27 protein-coding genes are annotated in these 26,320 nt (G+C 71.1%); 24 read left to right on the top strand and 3 right to left on the bottom strand.

Annotation, left to right across the window (positions count from 1 at the left end; all coding sequences use genetic code 11):
• Positions 1-8 precede the first annotated feature (8 nt).
• A complete protein-coding gene (locus AMYTH_RS0110320; protein ID WP_027930253.1) occupies positions 9-1,667 on the top strand; it encodes an AMP-binding protein in 1,659 nt (552 codons plus the stop codon).
• Between the two features lie 78 nt (positions 1,668-1,745).
• On the opposite strand, the gene AMYTH_RS0110315 is transcribed toward AMYTH_RS0110320, so the two are convergent.
• Complete coding sequence (locus AMYTH_RS0110315) at positions 1,746-2,144, bottom strand: MaoC family dehydratase (RefSeq protein ID WP_027930252.1); 399 nt, start codon at positions 2,142-2,144, stop codon at positions 1,746-1,748.
• On the bottom strand, positions 2,141-2,560 hold the full coding sequence (locus AMYTH_RS0110310) for an FAS1-like dehydratase domain-containing protein (RefSeq protein WP_027930251.1): 420 nt from the start codon (positions 2,558-2,560) through the stop codon (positions 2,141-2,143). The genes AMYTH_RS0110315 and AMYTH_RS0110310 overlap by 4 nt, the downstream gene beginning before the upstream one ends.
• 60 nt (positions 2,561-2,620) lie before the next feature.
• Here AMYTH_RS0110310 and AMYTH_RS0110305 point away from each other — a divergent pair, with 60 nt between their 5' ends.
• Complete coding sequence (locus AMYTH_RS0110305; protein ID WP_027930250.1) at positions 2,621-3,796, top strand: acyl-CoA dehydrogenase family protein; 1,176 nt, start codon at positions 2,621-2,623, stop codon at positions 3,794-3,796.
• A 4-nt stretch (positions 3,797-3,800) separates the two neighbouring features.
• On the top strand, positions 3,801-5,720 hold the full coding sequence (locus tag AMYTH_RS0110300) for an AMP-binding protein (protein ID WP_228684689.1): 1,920 nt from the start codon (positions 3,801-3,803) through the stop codon (positions 5,718-5,720).
• Between the two features lie 4 nt (positions 5,721-5,724).
• Here the strand turns inward: AMYTH_RS0110300 and AMYTH_RS0110295 are convergent, their stop codons facing one another.
• Entirely contained in the window at positions 5,725-6,504 is a 780-nt protein-coding gene (locus AMYTH_RS0110295; protein ID WP_208722593.1) for a FadR/GntR family transcriptional regulator, read from the bottom strand.
• Between the two features lie 108 nt (positions 6,505-6,612).
• Between AMYTH_RS0110295 and AMYTH_RS0110290 the strand changes: the two genes are divergently transcribed.
• The 21 genes from AMYTH_RS0110290 to AMYTH_RS49900 all read left to right on the top strand — a co-directional run bounded on the left by AMYTH_RS0110290 (position 6,613) and on the right by AMYTH_RS49900 (position 26,076).
• Positions 6,613-7,656, top strand: a complete 1,044-nt coding sequence (locus tag AMYTH_RS0110290; RefSeq protein ID WP_027930247.1) for an acyl-CoA dehydrogenase family protein — start codon at positions 6,613-6,615, stop codon at positions 7,654-7,656.
• Positions 7,657-7,728: 72 nt separating this feature from the next.
• Positions 7,729-8,895, top strand: coding sequence for an acyl-CoA dehydrogenase family protein (locus AMYTH_RS0110285; protein WP_027930246.1), 1,167 nt, complete (start codon positions 7,729-7,731; stop codon positions 8,893-8,895).
• Positions 8,895-9,635, top strand: a complete 741-nt coding sequence (locus AMYTH_RS0110280) for an SDR family NAD(P)-dependent oxidoreductase (RefSeq protein WP_027930245.1) — start codon at positions 8,895-8,897, stop codon at positions 9,633-9,635. Before AMYTH_RS0110285 ends, AMYTH_RS0110280 begins: the two co-directional genes overlap by 1 nt.
• Positions 9,635-10,798, top strand: coding sequence for a thiolase family protein (locus AMYTH_RS0110275; protein WP_037322486.1), 1,164 nt, complete (start codon positions 9,635-9,637; stop codon positions 10,796-10,798). The genes AMYTH_RS0110280 and AMYTH_RS0110275 overlap by 1 nt, the downstream gene beginning before the upstream one ends.
• Positions 10,795-12,018, top strand: coding sequence for an acetyl-CoA hydrolase/transferase family protein (locus AMYTH_RS0110270; protein ID WP_027930243.1), 1,224 nt, complete (start codon positions 10,795-10,797; stop codon positions 12,016-12,018). The genes AMYTH_RS0110275 and AMYTH_RS0110270 overlap by 4 nt, the downstream gene beginning before the upstream one ends.
• The gene (locus AMYTH_RS0110265) at positions 12,015-12,926 is read left to right on the top strand and encodes a hydroxymethylglutaryl-CoA lyase (RefSeq protein WP_027930242.1); all 912 of its coding nucleotides are present in this window, start codon (positions 12,015-12,017) and stop codon (positions 12,924-12,926) included. Before AMYTH_RS0110270 ends, AMYTH_RS0110265 begins: the two co-directional genes overlap by 4 nt.
• A 12-nt stretch (positions 12,927-12,938) precedes the next feature.
• Positions 12,939-13,697, top strand: a complete 759-nt coding sequence (locus AMYTH_RS0110260) for an SDR family NAD(P)-dependent oxidoreductase (RefSeq protein ID WP_027930241.1) — start codon at positions 12,939-12,941, stop codon at positions 13,695-13,697.
• Positions 13,694-14,518, top strand: coding sequence for a 1,4-dihydroxy-2-naphthoyl-CoA synthase (gene menB / locus AMYTH_RS0110255; protein ID WP_027930240.1), 825 nt, complete (start codon positions 13,694-13,696; stop codon positions 14,516-14,518). Before AMYTH_RS0110260 ends, menB begins: the two co-directional genes overlap by 4 nt.
• A gap of 18 nt (positions 14,519-14,536) precedes the next feature.
• Positions 14,537-15,301 carry an enoyl-CoA hydratase/isomerase family protein gene (locus AMYTH_RS0110250; protein WP_027930239.1) on the top strand — a complete coding sequence of 255 codons (765 nt, stop codon included), beginning with the start codon at positions 14,537-14,539 and terminating at the stop codon, positions 15,299-15,301.
• Between the two features lie 188 nt (positions 15,302-15,489).
• A complete protein-coding gene (locus tag AMYTH_RS0110245; RefSeq protein WP_027930238.1) occupies positions 15,490-16,686 on the top strand; it encodes an ABC transporter substrate-binding protein in 1,197 nt (398 codons plus the stop codon).
• 4 nt (positions 16,687-16,690) lie between these two features.
• A complete protein-coding gene (locus tag AMYTH_RS0110240) occupies positions 16,691-17,542 on the top strand; it encodes a branched-chain amino acid ABC transporter permease (protein ID WP_027930237.1) in 852 nt (283 codons plus the stop codon).
• Positions 17,539-18,576 (top strand): branched-chain amino acid ABC transporter permease, encoded by a 1,038-nt coding sequence (locus AMYTH_RS0110235; protein ID WP_027930236.1) that lies wholly within the window; start codon positions 17,539-17,541, stop codon positions 18,574-18,576. The genes AMYTH_RS0110240 and AMYTH_RS0110235 overlap by 4 nt, the downstream gene beginning before the upstream one ends.
• Entirely contained in the window at positions 18,573-19,274 is a 702-nt protein-coding gene (locus tag AMYTH_RS0110230; protein ID WP_027930235.1) for an ABC transporter ATP-binding protein, read from the top strand. Before AMYTH_RS0110235 ends, AMYTH_RS0110230 begins: the two co-directional genes overlap by 4 nt.
• Positions 19,271-19,963, top strand: coding sequence for an ABC transporter ATP-binding protein (locus AMYTH_RS0110225; protein ID WP_027930234.1), 693 nt, complete (start codon positions 19,271-19,273; stop codon positions 19,961-19,963). The genes AMYTH_RS0110230 and AMYTH_RS0110225 overlap by 4 nt, the downstream gene beginning before the upstream one ends.
• Positions 19,960-21,129 carry a CaiB/BaiF CoA transferase family protein gene (locus AMYTH_RS0110220; RefSeq protein WP_027930233.1) on the top strand — a complete coding sequence of 390 codons (1,170 nt, stop codon included), beginning with the start codon at positions 19,960-19,962 and terminating at the stop codon, positions 21,127-21,129. The genes AMYTH_RS0110225 and AMYTH_RS0110220 overlap by 4 nt, the downstream gene beginning before the upstream one ends.
• Positions 21,117-22,133, top strand: a complete 1,017-nt coding sequence (locus AMYTH_RS0110215; RefSeq protein WP_027930232.1) for an LLM class flavin-dependent oxidoreductase — start codon at positions 21,117-21,119, stop codon at positions 22,131-22,133. Before AMYTH_RS0110220 ends, AMYTH_RS0110215 begins: the two co-directional genes overlap by 13 nt.
• Positions 22,133-22,939, top strand: a complete 807-nt coding sequence (locus AMYTH_RS0110210; RefSeq protein ID WP_027930231.1) for an enoyl-CoA hydratase/isomerase family protein — start codon at positions 22,133-22,135, stop codon at positions 22,937-22,939. Before AMYTH_RS0110215 ends, AMYTH_RS0110210 begins: the two co-directional genes overlap by 1 nt.
• Before the next feature lie 10 nt (positions 22,940-22,949).
• A complete protein-coding gene (locus AMYTH_RS0110205) occupies positions 22,950-23,765 on the top strand; it encodes an enoyl-CoA hydratase/isomerase family protein (protein ID WP_027930230.1) in 816 nt (271 codons plus the stop codon).
• 3 nt (positions 23,766-23,768) lie between these two features.
• Complete coding sequence (locus AMYTH_RS0110200) at positions 23,769-24,701, top strand: DUF7064 domain-containing protein (RefSeq protein WP_027930229.1); 933 nt, start codon at positions 23,769-23,771, stop codon at positions 24,699-24,701.
• Positions 24,698-25,714 carry a phosphotransferase family protein gene (locus AMYTH_RS0110195; protein ID WP_027930228.1) on the top strand — a complete coding sequence of 339 codons (1,017 nt, stop codon included), beginning with the start codon at positions 24,698-24,700 and terminating at the stop codon, positions 25,712-25,714. The genes AMYTH_RS0110200 and AMYTH_RS0110195 overlap by 4 nt, the downstream gene beginning before the upstream one ends.
• Complete coding sequence (locus AMYTH_RS49900; RefSeq protein WP_027930227.1) at positions 25,711-26,076, top strand: amidase family protein; 366 nt, start codon at positions 25,711-25,713, stop codon at positions 26,074-26,076. Before AMYTH_RS0110195 ends, AMYTH_RS49900 begins: the two co-directional genes overlap by 4 nt.
• Positions 26,077-26,320 lie beyond the last annotated feature (244 nt).

Genomic DNA, 26,320 nt, shown 5'->3' with positions numbered 1-26,320 from the left:
GATCGCTCATGACGTTCGCGCGGGTCACGGATCGTTATTCGGCCGAGGAGATCGAGCAGTTCTACGCCACCGGCCGCTGGCGCGAGGAGACTCTGTTCGACTTGCTGGAGCAGCAGGTGGAAGCCCGTCCGGACAAGGTCTTCCTGACCGACGGCACCCGCGCGATCACCTTCCGGGAGCTGCGCGACAGCGCATTGCGCCTGGCCGCCGGGCTGCGCCGCGCCGGTGTCGGGCGCGGCGACCGGGTGTGCGTGCAGATACCGAACTGGGCCGAGTTCGGGCAGATCGCCGTGGCGTTGTCCCGGCTCGGCGCCGTCATGGTCCCGATCATGCCGATCTACCGCCTCGACGAGGTCGGCTACATCGTGCGCAACTGCGGCGCCCGCATGGCGATCACCTGCCACACCTTCAAGAAGTTCGATCACGCCGCGATGTTCGGCCGGATCCAGCAGGACGTGCCGGATCTGGAAACCGTCGTCGTGGTGCGCGGCGAGGCCGAGGGCGCCACGCCGTTCACGGAGCTGTTCGCCGATGTCGGGCCCGAGGCGGCTGCCGCGGAGATCGGCCCCGGTGTGGGTCCCGACGACCACTTCGTGATCGTCTACAGTTCGGGCACGACTTCACGGCCGAAGGGCTGCCTGCACACGTTCAACGCGATGGCGTGCGGCTCCCGGTTGCTGGCACAGGGGTTCGGCTACACCGACACCGACGTCCAGTTCGGACCGTCCCCGGTCACGCACACCACGGGCCTGGTCACCAGCATCCTGCTGCCGCTGATGCACGGCGCGGCTTCGCACATCATGGAGGTGTGGGAGCCCCGGGCCGGACTGGAGCGGATCCGCGAGTTCGGCTGCACGGTGGCCGTCACGGCGACCACGTTCCTGCAGATGCTGATGGACGTCTACGAACCCGGCAGACACGACGCGGGCAGCATGCGACTGTGGGTCGCCGCGGGCGCGCCGATCCCGGCCGCTTTCGTCGAGCAGGCGCGGGAACTCCTGCCGGACTGCCGGATCCTCAGCCTCTACGGCCGCACCGAGAACGTCACCACGACCATGTGCACGATCGAAGACGACCCGGCCCGCTCGCTGACCTCCGACGGCCGGGTGCTGCCCGGTAGCTCGGTGAAGATCGTCGACGCGCTGGGGGAGGAGGTGTCGCGCGGCCAGGAGGGCGACATCGCCTACCGCGGCCCGATGCACATGCTCGAATACATCGGCAACCCCACCGAGACGGCCGCGTTGTTCACCCCCGACGGCTATTCGCGCTCCGGCGACCTCGGCGTGATGGACGAGGACGGGTACATCCGCGTCACCGGACGGCTGAAGGACATCGTGATCCGTGGCGGCATGAACATCAGCGTGCGGCAGGTCGAGGACCTGTTGACCGGGCACCCGGCCGTCGCGGCGTGCGCGGTGGTCGGCATGCCGGACCGGCGGCTCGGCGAGCGGATCTGCCTCTACCTCGTGCCCCGGCCGGGCCACGAGGACGTGACGCTGGAGGAGATCAAGGAGTTCCTGCTCGGGCAGGGGCTGGCGATCCAGAAGATGCCGGAACGCCTGGAGGTCGTGCCCGAGCTGCCGATGACGGCGACCGGCAAGATCCAGAAGCACCGGCTGCGCGCCGACATCGCGGCCAAGCTGAACGACGCCGAGACGACGGTGTGATCGCGGAGCCGGTGGCGCCCGCTGGTCCACGGTGAGGACTCGCGGGCGCCGCGCGATCCGGAGCCGGTTGAGGGCGGTTCAGGCGACGACGACGCGGGCGGTCGCGCGCAGGACCTCGGTCTCGCCGTCGCGCGCCCGCAGGGCCAGCGCCGCCACCCCGTCGGTCACTTCGGTGACCTCCCCGGAGAACCGCAGCACCGCGCCCAGGAACACCGGCGCGACGAACCGGACCTCGTACTCGCGCAGGTGTTCCACCCCGCACCAGTCGGTCAGCCACGCGGCGAGCATGCCGGCCTGCATCTGGCCCATCGCGAGCACGCCGGGGAACCCGGCCCTCCGGGCGAACTCCGGATCGTGGTGCAGCGGGTTGAAGTCGCCGCCCGCGCCGGCGAACCGGACGATGTCGGTCTGGGTTACCGGCCCGACCTCCCGCTCCGGGAGTGACCGGCCGGGCACGGCGGTGACGGGCGCTCTCATCGCTGTCCTCGCTCGATCAGGACCTCGCGCACGCGGACCGCGCACTCGCCGGCGTTGTCGACGTAGTCCGTCTCCAGGGTCACGAAGCGCATTCCGCGCTTGCGCACGTCTTCGGCCACGCGCCGTACGCCGTGCAGCGAGTCCCCCGCGCACAGGGGCCGGAAGTAGGTCCATTTCACCGAGCCCACGACGATCCGGTCGAAGGCCAGCCCCAGTTTCGCCACGAACGCCCGCTGGTCGCGGTGGTGCCCGGCGACGACCACGTGGGTGGCGGTGGCGGGAACGTCCGGAAACCCGGCGGCCCGCGCGGCTCGGGCGTCGGTGTGCACCGGATCCCCGGCGCGGGTGGCCCGGGCGAACTCCCGGATCTTGCCACGTTCCACGTCGAAGGCGACTTCGTCGAGGATGTCCACCATACCTCCCTCTTTGGTCTGACCTATAGTATCATTGGCCCGAAACGACGGGAAGGGTGGGACATGGACCTCGCGGACTCGCCCGAGGAGGCGCGCTTCCGGGCTGAGATCAGGGACTGGCTCTCCAGTGCATTGCCGAAGTTGCCGTGGCCCGAACCGCCCGGGCTGGAGGACAAACTGCCGTTCTGGCGGCAGTGGCAGCAGATGCTGTTCGATGCCGGGTACGCCGGGCTGACGTGGCCGAAGGAGTACGGCGGCTGCGGCGTGGACGAGAAGCTGCGCGCGGTGTTCACCGAGGAGACCGACCGGGCCGGCGCGCCGGAACGGCTCAACATCATCGGTGAGGACTTCGCCGGACCCACGATCGCCGATTTCGGCACGGAGGCGCAGAAGGAGCGGTTCCTGCGCCCCATCCTGACCGGCGAGGAGATCTGGTGCCAGCTGTTCTCCGAGCCGGAGTCCGGCTCCGACCTGGCGTCGCTGCGCACGAGGGCGACCAAGGTGGACGGTGGCTGGCGCATCGACGGCCAGAAGATCTGGACCAGCCGGGCGCAGCTCGCCGCGCACGCCATCCTGCTGGCCCGGACCGGGGGCGGTCCGCGGCACAAGGGCATCACGTTCTTCCTGCTGCCGATGGACAGCGAGGGGGTCACGGTCCGGCCGCTGGCACACATGCTGGGTGAGGCCGAGTTCAACGAGGTCTTCCTGGACAACGTGTTCGTCCCCGACGACCTGGTCGTGGGGGAGGTCGACGGAGGCTGGCGGGTCGCGATGGCCACGCTCGGCTACGAGCGGGTCGCGATCGCGACCGGCCGTGTCAACACGACCCGGGCCGTCGCCGACATCATCGCCGACGTCGCCGGGCGCACCGGCGAGGACGGCCGTCCCCTGGGCGCGGACCGGCTGATCCGGCAGAAGGTGGCCGACCTCTACGGCCGCGCCCTGACCCACCGGCTCATCGGCCAGCGCGTGGTCACCCTCGCCGCGGAAGGCGGTCCACCGGGGCCGGTCACCTCGATCGGCAAGCTGTACTTCTGCCCCCTGGTGGAGGACCTGGCCGATTTCCGGCTTTCCCTGGAGCCCCTCGGTGACCAGTTCGGGCTCGACGACGAGCTCGCCGAGGCCTCGAGGTGGCTGCGGCTGACCTACCAGGCCCGCGGCACCGCCATCGCCGGCGGCTCCACCTTCATCCAGCGCAACATCGTCGCCGAGCGGATGCTCGGCATGCCGAGGAGCTGACATCGTGGTCTACACCTGGCTGCCCACCGACGACTACGTCGAGCACGCGAACGTCACCCGCCTGGCCCGGGCGCACGGCATCGGTTCACTGGCCGAGCTGCGGGCCCGTTCGGTCGCCGACATCGAGTGGTACTGGGACGCGGTCGTGCGCGATCTCGGTCTGTTGTTCCGCACGCCGTACTCGCGCGTGGTGGACACCTCGCGCGGGATCGAATGGCCGGACTGGTTTCCCGGCGGCGAGCTGAACATCGCCGACGCGTGCCTGACCCGGTGGGCCCAGGAATCGCCGGACCGGGCGGCCGTGGTGCACGAGGCGGAGGACGGCACCGTCCGCAGCCTCACCTTCGGCGAGCTGGCCGGTGAGGTCGAGCGAGTGGCGGCCGGGTTGCGCGCGCTGGGCATCGGCCGCGGCGATGCGGTCGGGCTGTTCCTGCCGATGGTTCCCGAGGCCGTTGTCGCCTGCTACGCGATCGCCCGCCTGGGCGCGGTGCTGGTGCCGTTGTTCTCCGGTTTCGCGCCGACCGCGATCGCCTCGCGCCTGCAGGACGCCGACGCCAAGGCCGTCATCGTGGCCGACGGCACCGTGCGCCGTCGCCGTGCGGTGGCCATGAAACCGCTGCTCGACGAGGCGCTCGAGTCCTGCCCGGCGGTGCGACACGTGGTGCTCGTCGCCAACCTCGACGACGAGCCGAAAGCCGCCACGCCGCGGGACGTGCTCTGGTCGCAGCTGCCCTCCGGCGATCCCGGCCCGGTCGAGGCGATGCGCGCCACCGACACCCTGCTGCTCGCCTACACCTCCGGCACCACCGGCAAACCCAAGGGGGCGGTGCACACCCACGCCGGGTTCCTGGTCAAGACGGCGAGCGAGGTCGCCTACTCCTTCGACCTGAAGCCGGGCGGCGTCTTCTGCTGGGTGACCGACATGGGCTGGATCATGGGGCCGTTGTCGATCTTCGGCACCCACGCCAACGGCGGGACTTTGCTGCTCTACGAGGGTTCGCCGGACGTGCCGGGCCTGGACCGGTTGTGGCTCCTGGCCGAACGTCATCGGGTCAGCATGCTCGGCGTGTCGCCGACGCTCATCCGGACGTTGCGCACGAACGAGGCCACCGATCTGAGCGCGTTCGACCTGTCCGCGGTGCACGTGCTCGGGTCGACGGGGGAGCCCTGGGACCCGGACTCCTACGAATGGCTGGCCCGCGACGTGTTCGGCGGGCGGGTGCCGATCATCAACTTCTCCGGCGGCACCGAGGTGGGCGGCTCGTTCCTCGCGCCCTACCCGGTCGAGCCGATCCGCAGCTGCTCGCTCGGTGGGCCGTCGCTGGGCATGGACGTCGACGTGGTCGACGACGAGGGACGGCCGGTCCGTGGTGAGATCGGCGAGCTGGTGTGCCGTCAGCCGTGGCCCGCGATGACCCGCGGGGTCTGGAAGGACGACGACCGCTACCTGGAGGCGTACTGGTCGACCTTCTCCGGGATGTGGCGGCACGGCGACTACGCCCTCGTCGAGGACGGTCAGTGGTTCATCCGCGGGCGCTCTGACGACGTCATGAACATCGCAGGCAAACGGCTCGCCCCGGCCGAGGTGGAGGCGGTGATGGCCACGCACCCGGCGGTCGCCGAGGCCGCGGCGGTCGGTGTCCCGGACGCCAAGAAGGGCGAAGCGGTGTGGGCGTTCTGGGTTCCCCGCCCGGGCGCGGGCGAGGACGTGTCGGCCAAGCTGCGTGAGATGGTGGCCGAGGAGCTGGGCAAACCGTTCGCACCCGCGGTCGTGCACCGCGTGGCGCAGCTGCCCAAGACCCGGTCGGCGAAGATCCTCCGGCGGGCGGTGCGGGCGGCGGTGCTGGGCACCGATCCCGGTGACCTCTCCGGCGCGGAGAACCCGGAGGCGGTCGGGGAAATCCGGGCCCTGGTCGGCTCGTGACCCGTCAGCTCTCGCCGGGGACCGGGATCTCCGTGCGTTCTTCGACCTCGAGCACGGCCTCGGCGTAGGAATGCACGTGCCGGTTCATGCGGCGCACCGCGGCATCCGGGTCCTGGGCCCGGATCGCCGCGGTGATCGACTTGTGCGCCTTGACGGTGGTGCGGCGCACCTCGTCGTCCACGAAGGCCTCGTTCTCCGTCGCCGCGTAGATCGCCGTGGACAGCGCCGTCATCAGGCCGGCCAGCAGCTCGTTGTGGCTGGCGGTGGCGACGGCGACGTGCCAGTCGACGTTGGCCTGCAGGAACTCGGCGAGGCTGCCGTTCTCGTCGGCGATGGCTTCGTTCGCCGCGTCGAGCCGAGCGAGGTCGGCGTCCGTGCGGTGCTGGGCGGCGAGCTTGGCGCAGTAGGGCTCGATGGCTTCGCGGGTCTCCAGCAGGGCGGCCAGCCGCACCTTCTGGCCGCGGATGAGCAGCCCGACCGAGCTGGCGACCGAGTCGCGGCCCGGGCGCTGCACGAACGCGCCGCCCCCGCGGCCGGCCTTGATGCGGACCAGGCCCTGGACCTCGAGGATCCGCAGGGCCTCGCGCACCGTGGTGCGGGACATCTGGGTCTGGGCGACCAGCTCGCGTTCGGTGGGCAGGGCGGTGCCTTCTTCGAACTCGCCCTCCAGGATGCGTTCCCGCAGGTCGTCGGCCAGCACGTCGGACGCCTTCGGTACCTCCATGGGTGTCAGGCGCACCGCGGAGCGCGTGCCGTTGGTCGCCGCAGGGCGTGTGCCCGCCATGTCAGTCTCCCCACATTTTGGCCTAAAGGTCTGACCTAAGTTACCATTTTTCCCAGGTTCGCGACGTATTGAACCAGCATCGTGACGTCACCGGTGAAAGGCACGAGCATGCGTTGGACGTTGACCGAAGACCAGGAGCTGTTCCGGGACACGTTCCGGGGCTGGCTCGACCGGTTCGCCTCATCCGAGGCGGTGCGCGGATGGCTCGACACCGGTGATCCCGCTCCGTTCGAGCGGCGGTTCGTCGAGGAGGGCTGGTTCTCCGTGGGCACTCCGGAATCCGCGGGCGGGCAGGGCGGGGGACTGCTCGAACTCGCGCTGGCTTCGGAGCAGCTCGGCCGTACGGCGGCGCCGTCCTCGGCGTGGCTGGCCTCCGTGCTGGCCGCACCCGTGCTGCCGGCCGAAGTGGCGGAGGCGTCGCTGACGCGGGGTGAATTCGCCGTTCTGGCGGTGAATTCGGACAAGCCGGCAGATATTGCCGGTCCGGTCCAGGTGGCCGACGGTGTCCTGAGCGGGACGGTGCCGCTTGTCCTCGGTGCGGAGCGGGCGGCGAAGTTCGCGGTGCCGTCCGGTGGGCGGCTGTACCTCGTCGACGCCGCGGACGCGCGCTTGACGAAACGGGCCCTGCTGGACCGCAGCCGGTCTGTCGCTGATGTCACGTTCGACGGCGCCCGCGGGACGGAACTGGGCGCGGCGGACCTCGCGCGCGTCGCGCTGCGCTCGGCGGTTCTGGTCGCCGCGGACAGCCTCGGCGCGGCCGAGCGGATGCTGGAACTCGCCGTCGAGTACAGCAAGCAGCGCGAGCAGTTCGGCGTGCCGATCGGGTCGTTCCAGGCGGTCAAGCATGCCGCCGCGACCATGCTCGTGGCCGTCGAGTCCGCGCGCACGCTCGTCTACTACGCGGCCGCGTCGGTGGAGCAGGAACACGAGGACTACGCGCTGCACGCGGCGGCGGCGAAGGCGCAGGTGTGCGAGGCGGCCGCCGGCGTGGCGGACAGCGCGCTCACCCTGCACGGCGCCATCGGTTACACGTGGGAGCACGACCTGCAGCTGTTCTACAAGCGCGCCAAGCTCAACGGCCGCCTGTCCGGGTCGTCGTCGGTGTGGAACGAGCGGCTGGCGGCGACGTTGCCCCTGGTTCCCGCGGCGTGATTCGCAGCGCTATGGTTTTGGTCAGTCCTTTGGTATAGTTGGGCCAAATCCAATGTCGGGTGGGAGAACGCGGTGGACTTTGCACTGACCGAGGACCAGGCGACCATTCGCCAGGCGGTGGCCGAGCTGGCCGGGAAGTTCGACGACCAGTACTGGCTGGAGAAGGACGCGGCGAAGGAGTTCCCGACCGAGTTCTACAACGCGTTCGCGCAGGGTGGCTGGCTCGGAATCACCACCCCGGAGGAGTACGGCGGGCACGGGTACGGCATCACCGAGGCCGCGCTGCTGCTGGAGGAGGTGTCCGCCTCCGGTGGCGGGATGAACGCGGCCAGCTCGATGCACCTGTCGATCTTCGGGATGCACCCGGTGATCGTGCACGGTTCCGAGGAGCTCAAGCGCCGCACGCTGCCCCGGATCGTCAACGGCGACCTGCACGTGTGCTTCGGCGTCACCGAACCGGGCGCGGGCCTCGACACGACCCGCATCACCACCTTCGCCCGACGCGAGGGCGACGAATACGTGGTCAACGGCCGCAAGGTGTGGATCTCCAAGGCGATGGAGTCGGAGAAGATCCTGCTGCTGACCCGGACCACGAAGTTCGAGGACGTGCGGAAGAAGACCGACGGCCTCACGCTGTTCCTCACCGACCTCGACCGGTCGAAGGTGGACATCCGCCCGATCCGGAAGATGGGCCGCAACGCCGTCACCTCCAACGAGCTGTTCATCGACGACCTGCGGATCCCGGTGGAGGACCGCGTCGGCGAGGAGGGCCAGGGTTTCCGCTACATCCTGGACGGCCTCAACCCGGAACGGATGCTGGTGGCCGCCGAAGCGCTCGGCCTCGGCCGCGCCGCGCTGCGGGCCGCCGTCCGCTACGGCAACGAACGCGAGGTCTTCGGCCGCCCGATCGGGATGAACCAGGGCCTGCAGTTCCCGCTCGCCGACTCGCTGGCGCGGCTGGACGCCGCGGAACTGGCGCTGCGCAAGGCGACCTGGCTCTACGACAACGGCAAACCGTGCGGCCGCGAGGCGAACACGGCGAAGTACCTGTGCGCCGACGCCGGTTTCCAGGCCGCCGACCGCGCACTGCAGACCCACGGCGGCATGGGCTACTCGGAGGAGTACCACGTGGCGCGGTACTTCCGAGAGGCCCGCCTGCTCAAGATCGCACCGCTGAGCCAGGAGATGGTGCTCAACTACCTCGGCTCGCACGTGCTCGGACTGCCGAGGAGCTACTGATGTTCCGACTCGACGACCGATCCGCCCTCGTCACCGGTGCGGGCGGGGGCATCGGCGCCGCCGTCGCCAGGGCGTTCGCCGCGGCGGGGGCGCGCGTGCTCGTCACCGACATCGACGAGCAGGCCGCCAAGGCGACCGCCGACGGCATCGGGGACGCGGCCGAGTACCGCGCACTCGACGTCCGCGACTCGGCGGCGGCGGCGGAAGCGGCGAAGCAGGCCGCGGCACTCGCGGACGGCAAACTGCACATCCTGGTCAACAACGCCGGTGCGATCGCGCCGGCGATGTTTCCGAAGCTGACCGAGGAGGCGTTCCGCCGGATCGTCGACATCCACCTCGTGGGCAGCTTCGTGTGCAGCCAGGCCGTGCTGCCCTACCTGCCGGACGACGGCAGCGGCCGGATCATCAACGTCACGTCGGCCGCAGGCATCGACGGCACGATCGGCCAGGCGAACTACGGCGCCGCCAAGGCAGGCATCATCGGCCTCACCAAATCCCTGGCCCGGGAGCTGGCCCGGCAGCAGGTCACCGTCAACGCGCTGGCGCCGCTGGCCGCCACGGCGATGACGGAGAACATCCGCAGCAACGAGAAGCTCGCCGCCAAGACGCTCGCGCGGATCCCGCTCGGCCGGTGGGCCACGCCCGACGAGATCGCCGGCAGTTTCGTGTTCCTGGCCTCGCCCGCGGCGGGGTACATCACCGGCCAGGTGCTGCCGGTCGACGGCGGGACGGTGATGTGATGCGGCACGGACGTGAGGTCCTGCTCGCCGAGGCGGTGCGCACCCCGATCGGCAAGTCGCACCCCGAGCGCGGCTGGTACCGCGACACACACCCCAACGCCCTGCTCGCCGCGTGCTACCGCGAACTCCTGACCCGCACCGGCGTTGCGCCTGGTGCGGTGGAGGACCTGGTTGTCGGGTGCACCGCGCCGTTCGGTGAGCAGTCCCGCAACATCGGCCGCAACGCCTGGCTGCAGGCCGGGTATCCGCCCGAGGTGCCGGCGGTGACGCTGGACCGCCGGTGCGGCTCGGCGCAGACCGCGGTCGAGATGGCCGCCGGGCTGGTCGGCACGGGCACGCACGACCTCGTGATCGCCGGCGGTGTCGAGCACATGGGACACGTGCCGATCGACTCACCGGTCAAGATCTCCGAACTCTACGGCGACCCGTGGCCGGCCGAGCTGCGTGACCGGTATTCCTTCGTGCACCAGGGGGAGAGCGCCGAACTGATCGCCGATCGCTGGCAGATCTCCCGCGCGGAGATGGACGAGTTCGCGGTGCGGTCGCACCGCCTCGCGAGTGCGGCTTGGGAAGCCGGGCGTTTCGACGCGGAGCTGGTGCCCTTCGGGGACCTGCACGGCGACCAGAGCGTGCGGCCCGGTACCGACGCGGCGAAGCTCGCTGGGCTCAAACCGGCCTTCCGCAAGGAGAACGGCCGCATCACCGCGGGCAGTTCGTCACCGATTTCCGATGGGGCGGCCGCGGTCCTGCTGGCATCCCGCGAGGCGGCGGCCGAGCACGGTCTGCGGGTGCGGGCGCGGATCGTCGACCAGACCACCGTCGGCGTCGACCCGATCATCATGCTCACCGGTCCCATCCCGGCGACCCGGAAACTGCTGGAACGCAACGGTCTCACCGTCGACGACATCGACCTGTTCGAGGTCAACGAGGCCTTCAGCTCGGTGGTCCTGGCGTGGGAGCGTGAGCTGAAGCCGGACATGGACCGGGTCAACGTCAACGGCGGCGCCATCGCGCTCGGCCACCCCGTGGGCGCGACCGGCTCGCGGCTGATCGCCACGATCCTGGCCGAGCTGGAGCGCCGCGATGCCGAGCTCGGCCTGGTCACCATGTGCTGCGGCGGCGGTCTGGGCACCGCCACCCTGATCCAGCGGCTCGACGGATGATCGACCTCGCACCGCACGTGCCGCCCGGCGCCGGGATCTGGTGGGGCCAGGCCGGCGCCGAGCCGACACCCCTGGTGCACGCCCTGCTCGACCAGATCGGTGAGCTGGGCCCGCACCGCGCGTTCTGCGGCCTGACGTGGGACCAGCGCCTGACGCGGGAGCTGCCGCCGGAGTTGTCACTGGTGTCCTACGGTGCGCTCGGCGAGCTGCGCCGGGTCAGCCGGGCCGGGCGGCTCGCCGTGGTGCCGTGCCACTACTCGGCGCTGCCCGCGATGTTCGCCGACCGCGCCCTGCCCTGTGACGTGGGGTTCGTGCAGGTCTCGCCGCCGGACTCGAAGGGGCTGTGCTCGCTCGGGGTCGGCGCCGACTACGCCGCCGACGCGGTCGCCCACACCCCGGTGCTGATCGCCGAGATCAACCACCGCATGCCCGCCACCACCGGCACGGACCGGATCCCGGTGTCGCGCTTCGCCGCGACCGTGGAGACCGACCGGCCGCTGGCCGAGGCGCCGGCCAAGGCGCCGGACGAGGCCGAGTCGGCGATCGCCCGGCACGTGGCGGAGCTGATCGAGGACGGCGACACCCTGCAGATGGGGGTGGGATCGCTGCCGGCCGCGGTGCTGGACTGCCTGGCCGGGCACTCCGACCTCGGGTTCCACTCCGGCATGATCTCCGACGGGGTGCTGAGGCTGGTCGAGAAGGGGGTGCTCACCGGCGCCCGCAAGGAGATCGACAACGGTCTCATCGTCACCGGCGCCGCGCTGGGCACCGCCGAACTGTACGACCGGCTGCCGGACCTGCCGGTGCGGTTCCGGCCGGCCAGTTACACGCACTCCCCGGCCGTGCTGTCCCGGCTCGGGTCGCTGGTGTCGGTCAACTCCGCCATCGAGGTCGACCTGACCGGGCAGGTCGGCGCCGAGGTCCGCCGCGGAGTCTACATCGGCGCGGTGGGCGGGCAGGCCGACTTCACCCGCGCCGCGTCGCTGACCGGCGCCCGGTCGATCATCACCGTGCGGGCCCGCTCCGGCACGCACTCCACCATCGTCCCGGCGCTGCACGGCGGCGCCGTCACCACCTCCCGGTCCGATGTGGACGTCGTGGTGACCGAGTACGGCGCGGCACACCTGCGGGGCTGCGACCTCGCGGAGCGCGCGCGCCGGCTCATCGCGATCGCCGCGCCCGAGCACCGGGAAGCGCTGTCGAAAGGAGCTCACCCATGACGCGACCGAGCCGGGTGCACATCCGGGAAGTCGGCCCGCGCGACGGGTTCCAGAACGAACCCGAGCACATTCCCACCGAGCAGAAGGTGCGGCTGATCGACGCGCTCGCCGCCGCCGGGCTCAAGCGGATCGAGGTCGCGAGCTTCGTGCGTCCTGACGTCATCCCGCAGCTCGCCGACGGCGTCGAGGTGCTGAATCGCATCGACGTACCGGACGACGTGCGGTTGATGGTGCTGATCCCGAACAGCCGGGGCCTGGACAACGCCCTGAAGGTGCGGGAGAAGTTCCACGAGGCGGCCATCTTCGTGTCGGCTTCGGAGACGCACAACAAGCGCAACGTCAACCGCACCGTGGCCGAGACCATGGCCGACAACGACAAGATGGCCGCCCGCATCCGCGGCGAGGGCCTGGACTGCGCGGCCGTGGTCGCCACCTCGTTCGGCTGTCCGTACGAGGGCAAGGTCGAGCTGGACCGCGTGCTCGGCCTGGCGGAGCGGTTCGCCGAGGCGGGCGCCACCGAGATCGGCTTCGGCGACACCACCGGCATGGCCAACCCGGCCTACGTCTCGGAGTTCTTCGCGGCCGCGCTGGAGCGGCTGCCCGGTGTCGAGGTCACCGCGCACTTCCACAACACCCGCGGGCAGGGCCTGGCCAACGCGTACGCCGCGCTCGAAGCGGGGTGCGCGAGCTTCGAGTCCAGCTTCGGCGAGCTGGGCGGCTGCCCGGTGCCGCCCGGGTCGACCGGCAACATCGCGACCGAGGACCTGGTCAGCATGTTCCACGAAATGGGCGTCGAGACCGGGCTGTCGCTGCCCGGCCTCATCGACGCCGCCCGCGCCGCGCAGGACGTCCTGGGCCGCAAGCTCACCAGCCATTCGATTGTGGCCGGACCCGTCAACTGGAACTAGAGAGGACTCGACATGAGCAACCGCGTCGCGCTCGTCACCGGTGGTGCGCAGGGCATCGGGCAGGGCATCGCGCAGACCCTGGGCGAGCAGAAGTACCGGGTCGCGATCGCCGACCTCAACGCCGAAGCCGCGCAGGCCACCGCGAAGACCATCAGCGACGCCGGCGGCACCGCGCTGGCCGTGCGGACCGACATCACCGACACCGCGTCGGTGCAGGCCGCGGTCAAGACGGTGACCGAGGAGCTCGGTCCGGTCGAGATCGTGGTGAACAACGCCGGCTGGGACGACTTCATGAAGTTCGTCGACACCGACGAGGACTTCTGGAACCGCATCCTGGACATCAACTTCAAGGGCGCGCTGCGGGTCATCCACACCGTCGTGCCGGGCATGATCGAGCGCGGGTTCGGCCGGGTGATCAACATCGGCTCCGACGCGGGCCGCGTCGGTTCGTCCCTGGAGGCGGTGTACTCGGGCGCCAAGGGCGGCATCATCGCCTTCACCAAGACCCTGGCCCGTGAGGTCGCCACCAAGGGCATCACCGCGAACACCGTGTGCCCGGGCCCGACCGACACCCCGGCGCTGCGCAAGTTCGCCGACAACTCCGGGCAGGACGCGGACAAGGTGCTGGCCGGCATGGTGCGCGGGGTGCCGATGAAGCGGCTGGCCAAGCCGAGTGATGTCGCGGCCGCCGTCGCCTTCTTCGCCTCCGACGCCGCCGAGTACATCACCGGGCAGACCCTGTCCGTGTCCGGCGGATTGACGATGGCGTGAGCGTCGACTGGAAGCAGGTCGGCGACTACACCGACATCCGGCTCGACTACAGCGGGGACGGCATAGCCAAGGTCACGATCTGCCGCCCGGAGGTGCGCAACGCGTTCCGGCCGCAGACGCTGGTGGAGATTTCCGACGCGCTGGACGTGGCGCGTGAGGACACCTCGATCGGCGTGATCGTCCTGACCGGACAGGGCGATCTCGCGTTTTGCTCCGGCGGTGATCAGCGCGTGCGCGGGGACACCGGCTACCTGTCCGAGCCGGGCAAGCCCGGCCGGTTCCACGTCACCGACCTGCACGTGCAGATCCGGCGGCTGCCGAAACCGGTGGTCGCGATGATCGCCGGGTACGCGGTCGGCGGGGGACAGGTGCTCCAGCTGGTCTGCGATCTGGCGATCGCGGCCGACAACGCGCGGTTCGGGCAGACCGGCCCGCGTGTCGGCTCGTTCGACGGCGGGTTCGGCGCGGGGCTGCTGTCCAATCTGGTCGGCGCGCGCAAGGCCAAGGAGATCTGGTTCCTGTGCCGCCAGTACGACGCGCGCCAGGCGCTGGAGATGGGCCTGGTCAACGCGGTGGTGCCGCTGGCCGAGCTGGAGGCCGAGACCGTGGCCTGGTGCCGGGAGATGCTGGATCTTTCGCCGTTCGCGCTGCGGATGCTCAAGGCGAGCTTCCACGCGACCGAGGACGGGCTGGCCGGCATCCAGCAGCTCGCGCACGATGCCAACCTGCTGTTCTACGCCTCCGAGGAGGCCAAGGAAGGCCGCGAGGCCTACAAGGACAAGCGGCGGCCCGACTTCGGCCGGTTCCCGCGCCGCCCCTGAGCACACGGAAGGATTTCCATGAGCGACAACGCGGTCGTCCGGCGCGACGCCGGTGACGGCATCGAAGTTTTCACCCTGCGACGCGCTCCGGCGAACGCGCTGGGGCTGCCCATCATCGACGGGATGAACGCGGCGCTCGACGCGAGCGAGGCCAAGGTCGTGGTGGTCTCGTCGGAGATCCCCGGGTTCTTCGCGGCCGGCGCCGACATCAAGCACATGTCCGCGATCGACGCGAAGTCGTTCACCGAATACGGCGACCGGCTGCGCGGCGTCCTGGACCGGCTTGCCTCCGCCGACCGGATCTCCATCGCCGCCGTGGACGGGCTGGCGCTGGGCGGCGGTCTGGAATTGGCGATGGCGTGCACCCTCCGGGTCGGGTCGTCGGCGGCGAAGTTCGGGCTGCCGGAGGTCAAGCTCGGCCTCATCCCGGGCGCGGGCGGGACGCAACGGCTGCCGCGCCTGGTCGGCCGCGGGCGGGCGCTGGACATCATGCTCACCGCCCGCCAGGTGCCCGCCGAGGAGGCGCACGAGATCGGGCTGATCGACCGGCTGGTGGCGGCGGGCACGGCGGAGAAGGCCGCGCTCGAGCTCGGGCGGGAGCTGGCCCGGTTGTCGCTGCCCGCACAGCAGGCGGTGATCCGCACCGTGGACGCCGCGTTCGATCTGCCGCTGGAGCAGGGTTTCCGGTTCGAGGTGGCGCAGGAACAGGAGTTGTTCGAGTCCGGCGAGGCCCGTGAGGGAATCACCGCGTTCCTGGAGAAGCGGCCACCGGATTTCGCCTGAGTGCGGGATATCCCGATCGGGGGAGATGATCGCCCACGGGGGAGAGCCTTTTGCCCCTTTGTGGAGACGCATTTGTTCCAATGATAAGACCAAAATTCGGGGGACGCGTCTGACCCTCCCACCCCGGAGTCCTTTCCCGGCTCCCCAACGGACTTGTCGAGGCAATCGTGAGGAACAAAGTCGTTCCAGTGCTTACCGCTCTCCTGGCCGGGGCGCTCGTCGCCGCGTGCGGCACCCCCGGCAGCAGCGAGGCGGGAGATGCCACCGGGGCCATCAAGGTCGCCATCATCCCACCTTCGTCCGGGGCGCTCGCCCAGTTCGGATCCGACGCCGCGAAAGGCTGGCAGTACGCCGTCGACACCGTCAACGCCCAGGGCGGGATCGACGGCCGCCAGGTCGAGCTGATCCGGATGGACACCGACGCCACCTCGGCCACGACGCTGCGCGCCGCCCGCGAGGCGGTCACCCAGCGCGGCGCCCAGTTCATCGGCGCGGTCATGACCTCCACCGAGCACGGCGCACTCAACCAGCAGCTCGACGCGCTGGGCGCGCTGTCGTTCAACAGCCTCGGCAAGGACGACGCCCTCACCGGCAAGGACTGCACCGCCAACGCCTTCCGCACCGTGCAGACCAACCGGATGGACGTCAACGCGCTCGCCGCGACGCTGAAGAACCTGCCCGGCGACCGCTGGGCCGTGCAGGCCGTCGACTACTCCACCGGGCACACCGCGGCCGACATCTTCCGCGAGGCCGCGCAGGCCGCAGGCAAGCAGGTCGTGCTCGAGCAGTTCGCGCCGCTCAACACCACCGAGTTCGGCTCCTACATCACCAAGCTGCAGGCCAGCGACGCCGACGCGCTGTTCGCCGTCGAGTACGGCGCCGACGGCGTCGCGTTCGTCAACCAGGCCGCACAGTTCAACCTGCCCGCCAAGTTCCGCAGCGTGCTCGGCTTCAACATGGTCTCCGAGCCGCTCTTCCCGGCGCTGGGCGACAAGATCACCGGCTTCTACAACAACGTCGGCTACGACCCGGGCGCGGAGAACCCGCTCAACCGGCAGTTCGTGCAGGGCTTCCAGGCCAAGTTCGGCACCAAGCCCTACTACGTCGAAGCCGACGCCTACCTCGCCGCGGAGACGCTGTTCGCCGGTATCCGCAAGGCAGGCAGCTCCGACCCGGTCAAGGTGCGTGAGGCGTTGAACGACCTCACCTTCGACAGCATCGCCGGTTCGGTGACCATGCGCGCGGGTGATCACCAGCTGGTGCGGCCCTCCTACCTGGGGCAGGTCGTCAAGGACGGCAGCGGGCTCGCGTTCAAGATCATCGCGAGTGCCCCGGGCACGCAGACCACCCCGCAGGCCGACCCGGCCTGCACGCTGAAGGGGTGATCGCGTGAACTTCGCCCAGCTGCTCAACGGGATCGCGTTCGGCTCGCTGCTGATGATCCTCAGCTCCGGGCTGGCGATGATCTACGGCCTGCGCGGTGTCACGAACTTCTCGCACGGCGCCCTCTACATGGCCGGCGCGTACCTTGCCTACAGCGTCAGCGCGAACTTCTCGTTCTGGCTCGCGCTCGTGGTGGCCCCGGCGGTGCTCGCGGTGCTCGGCGCGGTGCTGGAGCTGGTGTTCTTCCGGCGGCTGCAGCACCGCTCCCACATCGAGGTCGGGCTGGTGACCTTCGGCGTGGCGATGGTGCTCGAACGCGTCATCGTGCTGATCTGGGGCGAGCGCACGCTCGCGGTCGCTCCGCCTGCCGGGCTCGGCGGCACCACCTCGGTGTTCGGCGTCGACTACCCGAGCTACCGCCTGCTGATCATCGGGTTCGCGGTGGTGCTGGCGGTCGGCCTGACCTGGTGGCTGCGCGCGTCGCGGCTCGGCCTGCACATCCGGGCGGCGAGCAGGGACGGGCAGACGGCGCAGATTCTCGGCATAAACGCCGACCGCGTCAGCCTCGTCGTGGTGTGCCTCGGCGCGGCCCTGGCCGGGCTCGCGGGCGCGCTCGCCGCGCCGTACGTGTCGGTCGATCCTGGCATGGGCGTGGCCATCCTGATCAACGTCCTCATCGTGGTCGTGATCGGCGGCGCCGGCAGCATCGCCGGCGCGATGACCGCCGGGATGGCGCTGGGCGTCGTGCAGACCCTCGGCGCGGTGTGGCTGCCCAGCGTCGCCGTCCTGGTGCCGTACGCGGCGCTGGTGGCCGTGCTGCTGTGGCGGCCGGCCGGGCTCTTCGGGAGGCAAGCGTGAGCACTCTCGCCGTCGCCGAGCCGGAAGTGGTCGCCGGCCCGTCGAAGACCGGTCTGCACCGCCGGCTCGTCCTGCGTGGTCTCGCGATCGCCGTGGTGGCCGCCGTCGCCGGGCTCGCCGTGCCGTACGTGGTGCCCGACCGCTACACGATGGGACTGTTGCTCGACGGGGTCATCCTCGCGCTGCTGGCGCTCGGGATCGGGTTCCTGGCCCGGCACCTCGGGCTGATCAGCCTGGGCCACACCGCCTTCTTCGGCGGTGCGGCCTACGCGCTGGCCATCGCGACGCAGCAGTGGGGCTGGGGCCCGCTTCCCGCGGCACTGTTCGGGCTGGCCGTGGGAACGGGACTGGCCGTGCTCATGGGGCTGCTCGTCGTGCGCGCTTCGGGGATGGGTTTCCTGATGCTGACGCTCGCGCTCGGCCAAGCCCTCTACCAGTTCTGTGTGCAGACCGTGGCCCGGCCGTGGACCGGCGCCTACGACGGGTTGCAGGTGCACGTCGAACCCGGCCAGGCCGTCTTCGGCATGCCGATGGACGACGTCATGAACGCGGCGCTGTTCTGGCCGGTGGTGTGGATCGCGCTGGTCGCCGCGGCGGTCGTGCTGTGGCTGCTCGGCCGCGCGCGGTTCGGCATCGTGCTGGAAGGCATCCGGGAGAACGAGGAACGCATGCGTTTCTCCGGGTTCGGCACGTTCCGGCCCCGCCTGGCCGCGTTCGTCGTCTCCGGGGCCGTGGCCGCGCTCGGCGGGGTGCTGTTCGCCCTCAACGCCGCCTACGTCTCGCCGGACGTGCTCGGCTTCCTCAAGGCGGGTGACTCGCTGATCGCGGCGATCGTCGGCGGTCTCGGTTCGCTGGCGGGGCCGGTCGTCGGCGCGCTGGCCTATGTCTGGGCGCAGGCGGAGTTCAACAGCTCGGGCAACCTCCAGCTCTACACCGGCGTCGCGCTGGTGGTGGTGCTGGTGTTCCTGCCCGGCGGCATCACCGGTGTGTTCGGGAAGCTGCGGCGCCGGTTCTGGCGAAGGGGCGGGAAATGAGCCTGTTCGAAGCGACCGGGGTGAGCGTGCGCTACGGCGCGGTCCACGCACTGGACACAGTGGACATCGCGCTGGATCCGGGCGTCCTGCACGGCGTCATCGGACCCAACGGGGCGGGCAAGTCGACGTTCTTGGACGCGCTGTCGGGACGGGTGAAGCCGTCCGCGGGAACCGTGCGCTACGTCGGTGAGGACATCACTCGCCGCCCGCCGCGGTGGCGGCGGCACCGCGGGATCGCCCGCTCGTTCCAGCGCACCAGCGTGTTCCCGTCGATGACCGTGCGGGCGCAGCTGGACATGGTCGCCCACCGGCAGGGCGCGGACGACGTCGCGGCCGTTGTCGAGGCACTGGAGCTGGGGCCGGTGCTGGACCGGGTCTGCGCCGAGATCGCCTACGGTACGCAACGCAGTGTCGACTTGGCGCTCGCGTTGATCGGCAACCCGCGGGTGGTCCTGCTCGACGAACCGTGCGCCGGCCTGGTCGCCGACGAGTCGGTGCGCCTGCTCGACCACGTGCGGCGGCTGTGCCGCGAGCGCGATGTCGCCGCGGTGCTGGTGGAACACGACGTCGACGGCGTGTTCCGGGTCTGCGACGTGATCACCGTGCTCAACCTCGGCAAGGTCCTCGCCCACGGCGCCCCGGCCGAGGTGCGAGCCGACGCCGAGGTCGTGCGCGCCTACCTGGGGAGTGCCGCGTGAGTGCGATCCTGGAGTTCAAGGGAGTGCGCGCCTCCTACGACGGCGCGGTCGTGCTGGACGACGTGTCGTTCACGATCGAGGAAGGCAGCACGGTGGGGCTGGTCGGCCGCAACGGCGCGGGTAAGACCACCGCGCTGCTGTCGGTCTACGGGGTGCCCCAGGTGACCGGCGAGATCCTCCTCGACGGCACACCCGCCGGCCGCAGGCGCCACGAACCGGCGGCGCGGGGCGTGAGCCTGGTGCCGCAGGGCAAACGCATCTTCGGCAACCTGACGGTGGAGGAGAACATCCTCCTCGGGCGTGCGTCCCGCCGGCGGGGGCAGTGGAGCGTCGAGGCGGTGTACGAGCTGTTCCCGAACCTCGGCCGGGGTGCGAAGCGGCCCGGCACGGCGTTGTCCGGCGGTGAACAGCAGATGCTCGCGATCGCCCGCGCCCTGCTGGCCGAGCCGAAGTTGCTCATGCTCGACGAACCCACCGAGGGCCTCGCGCCCGTGGTGATCGACGAGCTGACCGCGGCGCTGCGGGAAATCCGCTCTCGCGGCACTGCGCTGCTGCTGGTCGAGCAGCACATCGGCATGATCCGCGCGCTGGCGGACAGTTTCCTCGCACTGCGCAAGGGGAAGCTCGCCGGTTCCGGACCGGTCGCCGACCTCGCCTCCCGCGAGGTGCAGGAGGTGATCGCCCTGTGACGGGCCCGCTGGCCGGTTTCCGGGTCGTCGAGGTCGGTTCGATCGGGCCCGGCCCGTTCTGCGCGATGTTGCTGGCCGACCTGGGCGCCGAGGTGCTCCGGCTGGACCGCGCGGAGGGTGCCGTGCTGGTCGGGCCCAGCGCCGACTTCCGCACGGAGCTGTTGCACCGCGGCCGCCGGTCGGTCGCCGTCGACCTGAAGAACCCCGACGGCGCCTCGGTGGTGCTGGACCTGGTCGAGCGGGCCGACGCGCTTGTCGAGGGCTTCCGGCCCGGCGTGGCCGAGCGGCTCGGCATCGGGCCCGACGTCTGCCTGGCGCGCAACCCGGCCCTGGTCTACGGGCGGATGACGGGGTTCGGCCAGGACGGCCCGCTCGCGCAGGCGGTCGGCCACGACCTCAACTACGTGGCACTGTCCGGGACCCTGTCGCTGATCGGCCGTCACGGGCAGCCGCCCACCCCGCCGCTGTCGCTGATCGGCGACTTCGCCGGCGGCGGCTCGCTGCTGGCCCTCGGGATCCTTGCCGCGCTGCTGGAACGGCAGCGTTCCGGCCGCGGTCAGGTCGTCGACGCGGCGATGGTGGAGGGCTCGGCCCTGCTGTCCACCGCGTTCTTCGGGTTCGCGCAGACCGGGGCGTGGAACCGGGAGCGGGGCGCCAACCTGGTCGACAGCGGGGCGCCGTTCTACGACGTCTACGAGACCGCCGACGGGAAGTGGCTGTCGGTCGCCGCGCTGGAGCCGCGCTTCTACGACGACCTCGTCGACCTGCTCGGTCTGCCGGCGGACCTGCCCGATCGTGACGACCGCAGGACGTGGCCGCGGCTGCGCAAGCTGTTCGCCGACGCTGTCCGCACCCGCACCCGCGACGAGTGGGCCGCGCTGGCCGAGGGCCGCGGCCCGTGTGTCGCACCGGTGCTGGACGTCGACGAGGCGCCGCGGCATCCGCACAGCGTGGCACGCAAGTCCTTTGTGGAGCAGGACGGACTCGTGCAGCCCGCCCCCGCGCCGAAGTTCAGCCGCACGCCGGCACAGCTCGGGCGCCGTCCGCCGCTGCCGGGCGAGCACACCGGGGAGGCGTTGCGGGACTGGGGCGTGGCCGCGGAACGAGTCGAGCAGTGGTGGCGGTCGGGTGCGATCGCCGGGGAGGGAGTGGCATGTACGGACTGACCGTCTTCAGCTCGGGTTCGGGACCGGAACGGTTCCGGCGCACGGCGGAGATCGCCGCGAGAGCCGAGGAGGCCGGGTTCGACGCGGTGTGGACCGGCGAGCTGTACAACCGGTCCGCGACGGTGCCGCTGGCGGTGCTGTCCCAGGCGACCAGCCGGGTGCGGCTCGGCACCAACATCGCCTACGGCGTGGGCCGGTCCCCGCTGGTGTGGGCGGCCGAGGCCCGCGACCTCGACGAGCTTTCCGGCGGACGGCTCACCCTCGGGCTGGGCAACGGCACTCCGCGGATGATGGCGGACTGGCACGGCGTCAGCGGCGAAGCCCCGGCCGCCCGGATGGAAGAGCTGGTCACCGTGCTGCGCAAACTGTGGCGCCTGCACGAGGGGCCGGTCGAGCACGAGGGCCGCTTCTACCGGGTGCGGCTGCGGCCCACTTCGGACACCCCGCCGCCGGTGCAGGAGCACCTGCCGATCTGGACCGCAGGCGTCAATCCGCGGATGATCCGCGCCGCGGGGCGCGTCGCCGACGGGCTGGTCGGGCACCCGATGTTCACCACCGCCTACCTGGACGAGGTGGTGCGGCCCAACCTCGACGCGGGCCTGGCCGACTCCGGCCGGGAGCCCGGCGACCTGCAACTGATGGGCATCCTGATGTGCGCGGTGGATGTCGACGAGGAAGCCGCCCGGAACCGGCTGGCGTTCGCGGTGGCCCAGTACGCGGCCTCGCGCGTCTACGACGCGCTCTTCGAGCTGCACGGCTGGTCGGACGCGCAGGCGAAGATCCGGGAGGCCGCACGCGCGGGCGACCCCGAGGCGATGGCCGCCGCGGTGCCGGACGCGGCGCTCGACGCCGTCGGTGTGGCTTGCCGCCCCGGCGAACTCAAGGCCCGGGTCGCGGTGCACGCCCGCGACTACGACCACCTCGGCCTGGTCAGCGTGCCGTGGGGGCTCAAACCCGACGAAGCGGAGGAGGCGACGGTGGCGATTGTGGAGGGGATGCGCTGATGGTGGATCTGAAACTCGAGACGATCGAGCTGACCGAGCCGGTCGAGGGTGTCGTGGTGGCGACGCTGAACCGGCCGGACAGCCTGAACTCGATGACGGTGCGGATGTTCGCGGAGTTCGAGGAGCTGGCGTTCGCGCTGAACGACGACGACGCGGCACGGGTGCTGGTCCTGACCGGCGCGGGCAAGGCGTTCTGCGCCGGCTACGACCTGGACGACGCCGACGAGCTGCCCGGCCTGACCGCACTGGAGATGCTGGAGAGGCAGGAGCACGCGGCACGCGGGCTGGCGGCGCTGAGGGCGCTGCGGATCCCGGTGATCGCCGCGGTCAACGGTGCCGCGGCCGGCGGTGGGCTGTCGCTCGCGTTGGCCGCCGACATCCGGATCGCCGCGGAGAACGCCAAGTTCAACGCCGCCTTCGTCCGCATCGGACTGTCCGCGGGCGACCTCGGAGCGTCCTGGCTGCTGCCGCGGATCGTCGGCCCCGCGCTCGCCTCGGAGATCGCCTACACCGGGCGGTTCGTGTTCGCCGAGGAGGCCGAGCGGACCGGGCTGGTGAACAAGGTCGTGCCGGGCGAACGGCTGCTGGCGGAGGCGCTCGCGATGGCGTCGCTGATCTGCGCGAATTCGCCGGGCGGGGTGCAGCTGTCCAAGCGGGCGCTGCAGGCGAACATGGAGGTCACCTCCTACGCCGCGGCCCTGGAGCTGGAGAACCGGGGTCAGGCGCTGCTGACCCGCGGCTCCGACATGCCCGAGGCGCTGGCCGCCTTCAAGGAAAAGCGCGCGCCGAAGTTCACCGGCCGGTGAGGGGACCGACATGATCGACTTCGAAGTGCCGGAGCTGACGACACTGCGGATCGAGGAACCCGAGGACGGGGTCCTGCTGCTGCGCATCGACCGGCCGGACCGGATGAACTCCCAGACCGTGGCGATGTTCGGCGAGTTCCTCGCCGCCGCCCGCGCCATGCGGGACAGCAAGGCCCGGGCGCTGATCGTGACCGGTGCGGGGGAGCGGGCCTTCTGCGCCGGCTTCGACCTGGACGAGATCGACGTGATCACCCGAATGGGGGTGCGCGAGTTCCTGCACTTCCAGGAGCTGGCCACCGGCGGGCTGGCCGCGATCCGCGCGCTGCCGTTCCCGGTGATCGCGGCGGTGCACGGCGCCGCGGTGGGCGGCGGCATGGCCCTGGCTCTGGCGGCCGACATCCGGCTCGCCGCGCCGACCGCGAAGTTCAGCGCGGCGTTCGTCAAGGTGGGCCTGTCGGCGGGAGAGCTGGGCACCTCCTGGCAGCTGACCCGGCTGGTCGGCCCTGGCCGCGCCGCCGAGATCGCGTACACGGCACGGGTCGTCGCCGCCGAGGAGGCGGAGCGGATCGGGCTGGTGAACCGGGTCGTGCCGTCGGAGAGCCTGCTGGACGAGGCCCTGGCGACCGCCCGGCAGATCGCCGGGAACTCGCCGGGCGGGGTGCGGATGTCCAAGCGGGCATTGCAGCGCAACCAGGAGGTCGCCTCCTACGGCGCGGCGCTGGAGCTGGAGAACCGCGGGCAGGCGCTGCTGACCCGCTGCGACGACATGACCGAGGCGCTCGCGGCGTTCAAGGACAAGCGCGCGCCGCAGTTCACAGGAAGGTAGACGATGACGACGCTGGGAGACATCGACCCCGGGTTCGGGCCCGACGACGACCTGCGGCACTGGCCCGAGCCGGGCGGCCGGATGCGGGACAGCCTGTTCTGGGAGACGGTCATGCCCGACGAGCAGCTGGGCATGCAGGTCTACCTGTACCTGACCGACCGCGGCAAGACCGGCTACAACGTGTCGGTGTGGGGCCCGGGAACCGAGCCGGTCGCGCTGAAACTGGCTCAGGGCACCGTCGGCGACGACATGGACCTCGACAACTTCGAGTTCGAGGGCCTCACCGTCAAGCAGCCGGAGCTTCGCCGCACCGCGCAGGTGAGCTACTCCAGCGACGAGGTGAGCCTGCAGTTCGATTTCACCGCGCTGCACGACGCGTTCAGCTACAAGAGCAACCCGGACGGCCTGCCGTCGTGGTTCGCGGCGAACCGGCTCGAGCAGACCGGCCACGTCACCGGCTTCCTGGAGGTCGGCGGCAGGTGGATCGCGTGGGATCGCAAGGGCCACCGGGACCACTCGTGGGGAGTGCGGAACTGGGGCGTGCCGCACCACTGGAAGTGGTTCATCGCCTACACCGAATCCGGCCGGGTGGTCAACGGCTGGATCTGGATCGCGCGTGGCGAGTGGGGCTTCGCCGGGTACGTCGTCAAGGACGGCGTGACGATCCCGGTGTCGCACATCAAGCACAAGGCCGACTACGACGACGGCATGGTGCAGACGCGGCTGGAGGCCGACGTCGTGGACATCACCGGCGAGACGACCAGGCTGGTCATGGAGTCCTTCGGCGCGGTCAAGCTGCCCACGAAGGACCCGATGGGCACGGTGATCACCGAGGCCGCTTGCCGGGTCACGATCGACGGCGAGGAGGGCGCCGGGCAGTTCGAGACGCACTGGCCGGGGCAGTACCTGCAGCACCTGATCGAGAGCGGTCGATGAGCTGGGACTGGAACGACGAACAGCGGGACGGGCTGGCGCGGTTCCTCGCCGCGCGCGAGATCTGCGCCGGCCCCGTCACGACCCGGCGGATCGGTGACGGGCACTCCAACCTGACGTTCCTGGTGAGCGACGGGCAGCGGCGGGTGGTCGTGCGGCGGCCGCCGCCCCCGCCGATCCCGCCGGGCGCGCACGACATGCTGCGCGAGGCGAAGCTCATCGGGGCGCTGGCGGGGACGGACGTGCCGGTGGCCGACGTGCTCGCGGTCGGTCAGGCGGGGGAGGTGATCGACGTGCCGTTCTACGTGATGAGCTACGTCGAGGGCCCGGTGATCACCGAGCGGACCCCGGAAGCGCTGAGCACGCCTGCGGACCGGCGCCGCATCGGGGAATCCCTGGTGGACACGCTCGCCGCGCTGCACGCGGTGGACTGGCGGGCGCGCGGCCTGGCCGACCTGGGACGGCCGGAGGGGTTCAACGCGCGCCACTTCCGCCGCATGGGCAGGTTGATCGCGGACGCCGACGGCAAGCCGCCGGCCGAGTTCGCCGGGATCGACGCGTGGCTCGCCGCGCACGTGCCGCCGGAGGCGGGCGCGACGATCGTGCACAACGACTACCGCCTGGGCAATGTGATCGTGGCGCCGGACCCGCCGGGCCGGATCCTCGCCGTGCTCGACTGGGAGCTGGCCACCCTCGGCGATCCGCTCTTCGACGTCGGCTACTTCCTCGCGTCCTGGCCGGTGGCCGGGCAGCCCCGCACACCGACGGAGGACCTGGGGGTGGCGGTGCTGGAGGACGGCTATCCGACGCGGGAGCAGCTGGCCGAGCGGTACGCGGCGGCGACCGGGCGGGATCTGTCCACCCTGGACTGGTACACCGCGCTGGCGTTGTGGAAGCTCGCGGTGCTCTACGAGTACGGCCGCCGCCGCGCGGTGCAAGGCGTGGGCGACGAGTACTACGCCGACGCCGGGATGGTGAAGTCTTTCCTGACAGCGGCGGAGCAGGTGGCGTCGTGACGCGGACGATCATGTCCGCCACCGCGGACCTGCGGGCCGGACGGGTGTCGGGCCCGCCGCCGTCCGAAGAGGCGGTCGCCCGCGCGGACGCCGTCGACGCGACGTCGGGGGTGTTCCTACGCCCGGGCCGCAGCGCGCCAGGCCGACGCCCGTCTCGCCGCTGCGACGGGACACCGACGACCGCGCAGAGCCTGGTCCTCGATCCGGGCTGGGCGGCCGGTGACGCCCCGGCGGTCGCGCGCCTCACCCGCGCGGGCGGGACGGTGCTCGGCAGGCTCACCACGATGGAGTTCACCCGCGGCGTGCCGGATGTGGCCAAGCCGTTCCCGTTGCCCCGCAACGCCTGGAACCCCGAGCACTAGGCGGGCCCAGCTCGGGGTGCGGCGGCGGCGTGACCTCGGGCATGGTGCTCGGCGCACTCGGCACGGACACCCCGGGCAGCATCCCGATGCCCGCCGGGTTCACACGGCGTCACCGGTCTGAAACCGGCCTTCGGGCGGGTGCCGAAGGCGGGCGTGGTGCCGCTGAGCGACACGCTCGACCACGCGCGTCCGCTGGACTATCTCGGCGCTCTCACCGGTGATCTGACGGGTGTGCGCGTGGGAT

Origin of the sequence: Amycolatopsis thermoflava N1165 (genome assembly GCF_000473265.1) — a bacterium.
Taxonomy (GTDB): Bacteria; Actinomycetota; Actinomycetes; order Mycobacteriales; family Pseudonocardiaceae; genus Amycolatopsis_E; species Amycolatopsis_E thermoflava.
This window is presented reverse-complemented; position numbering and strand designations above follow the sequence as displayed.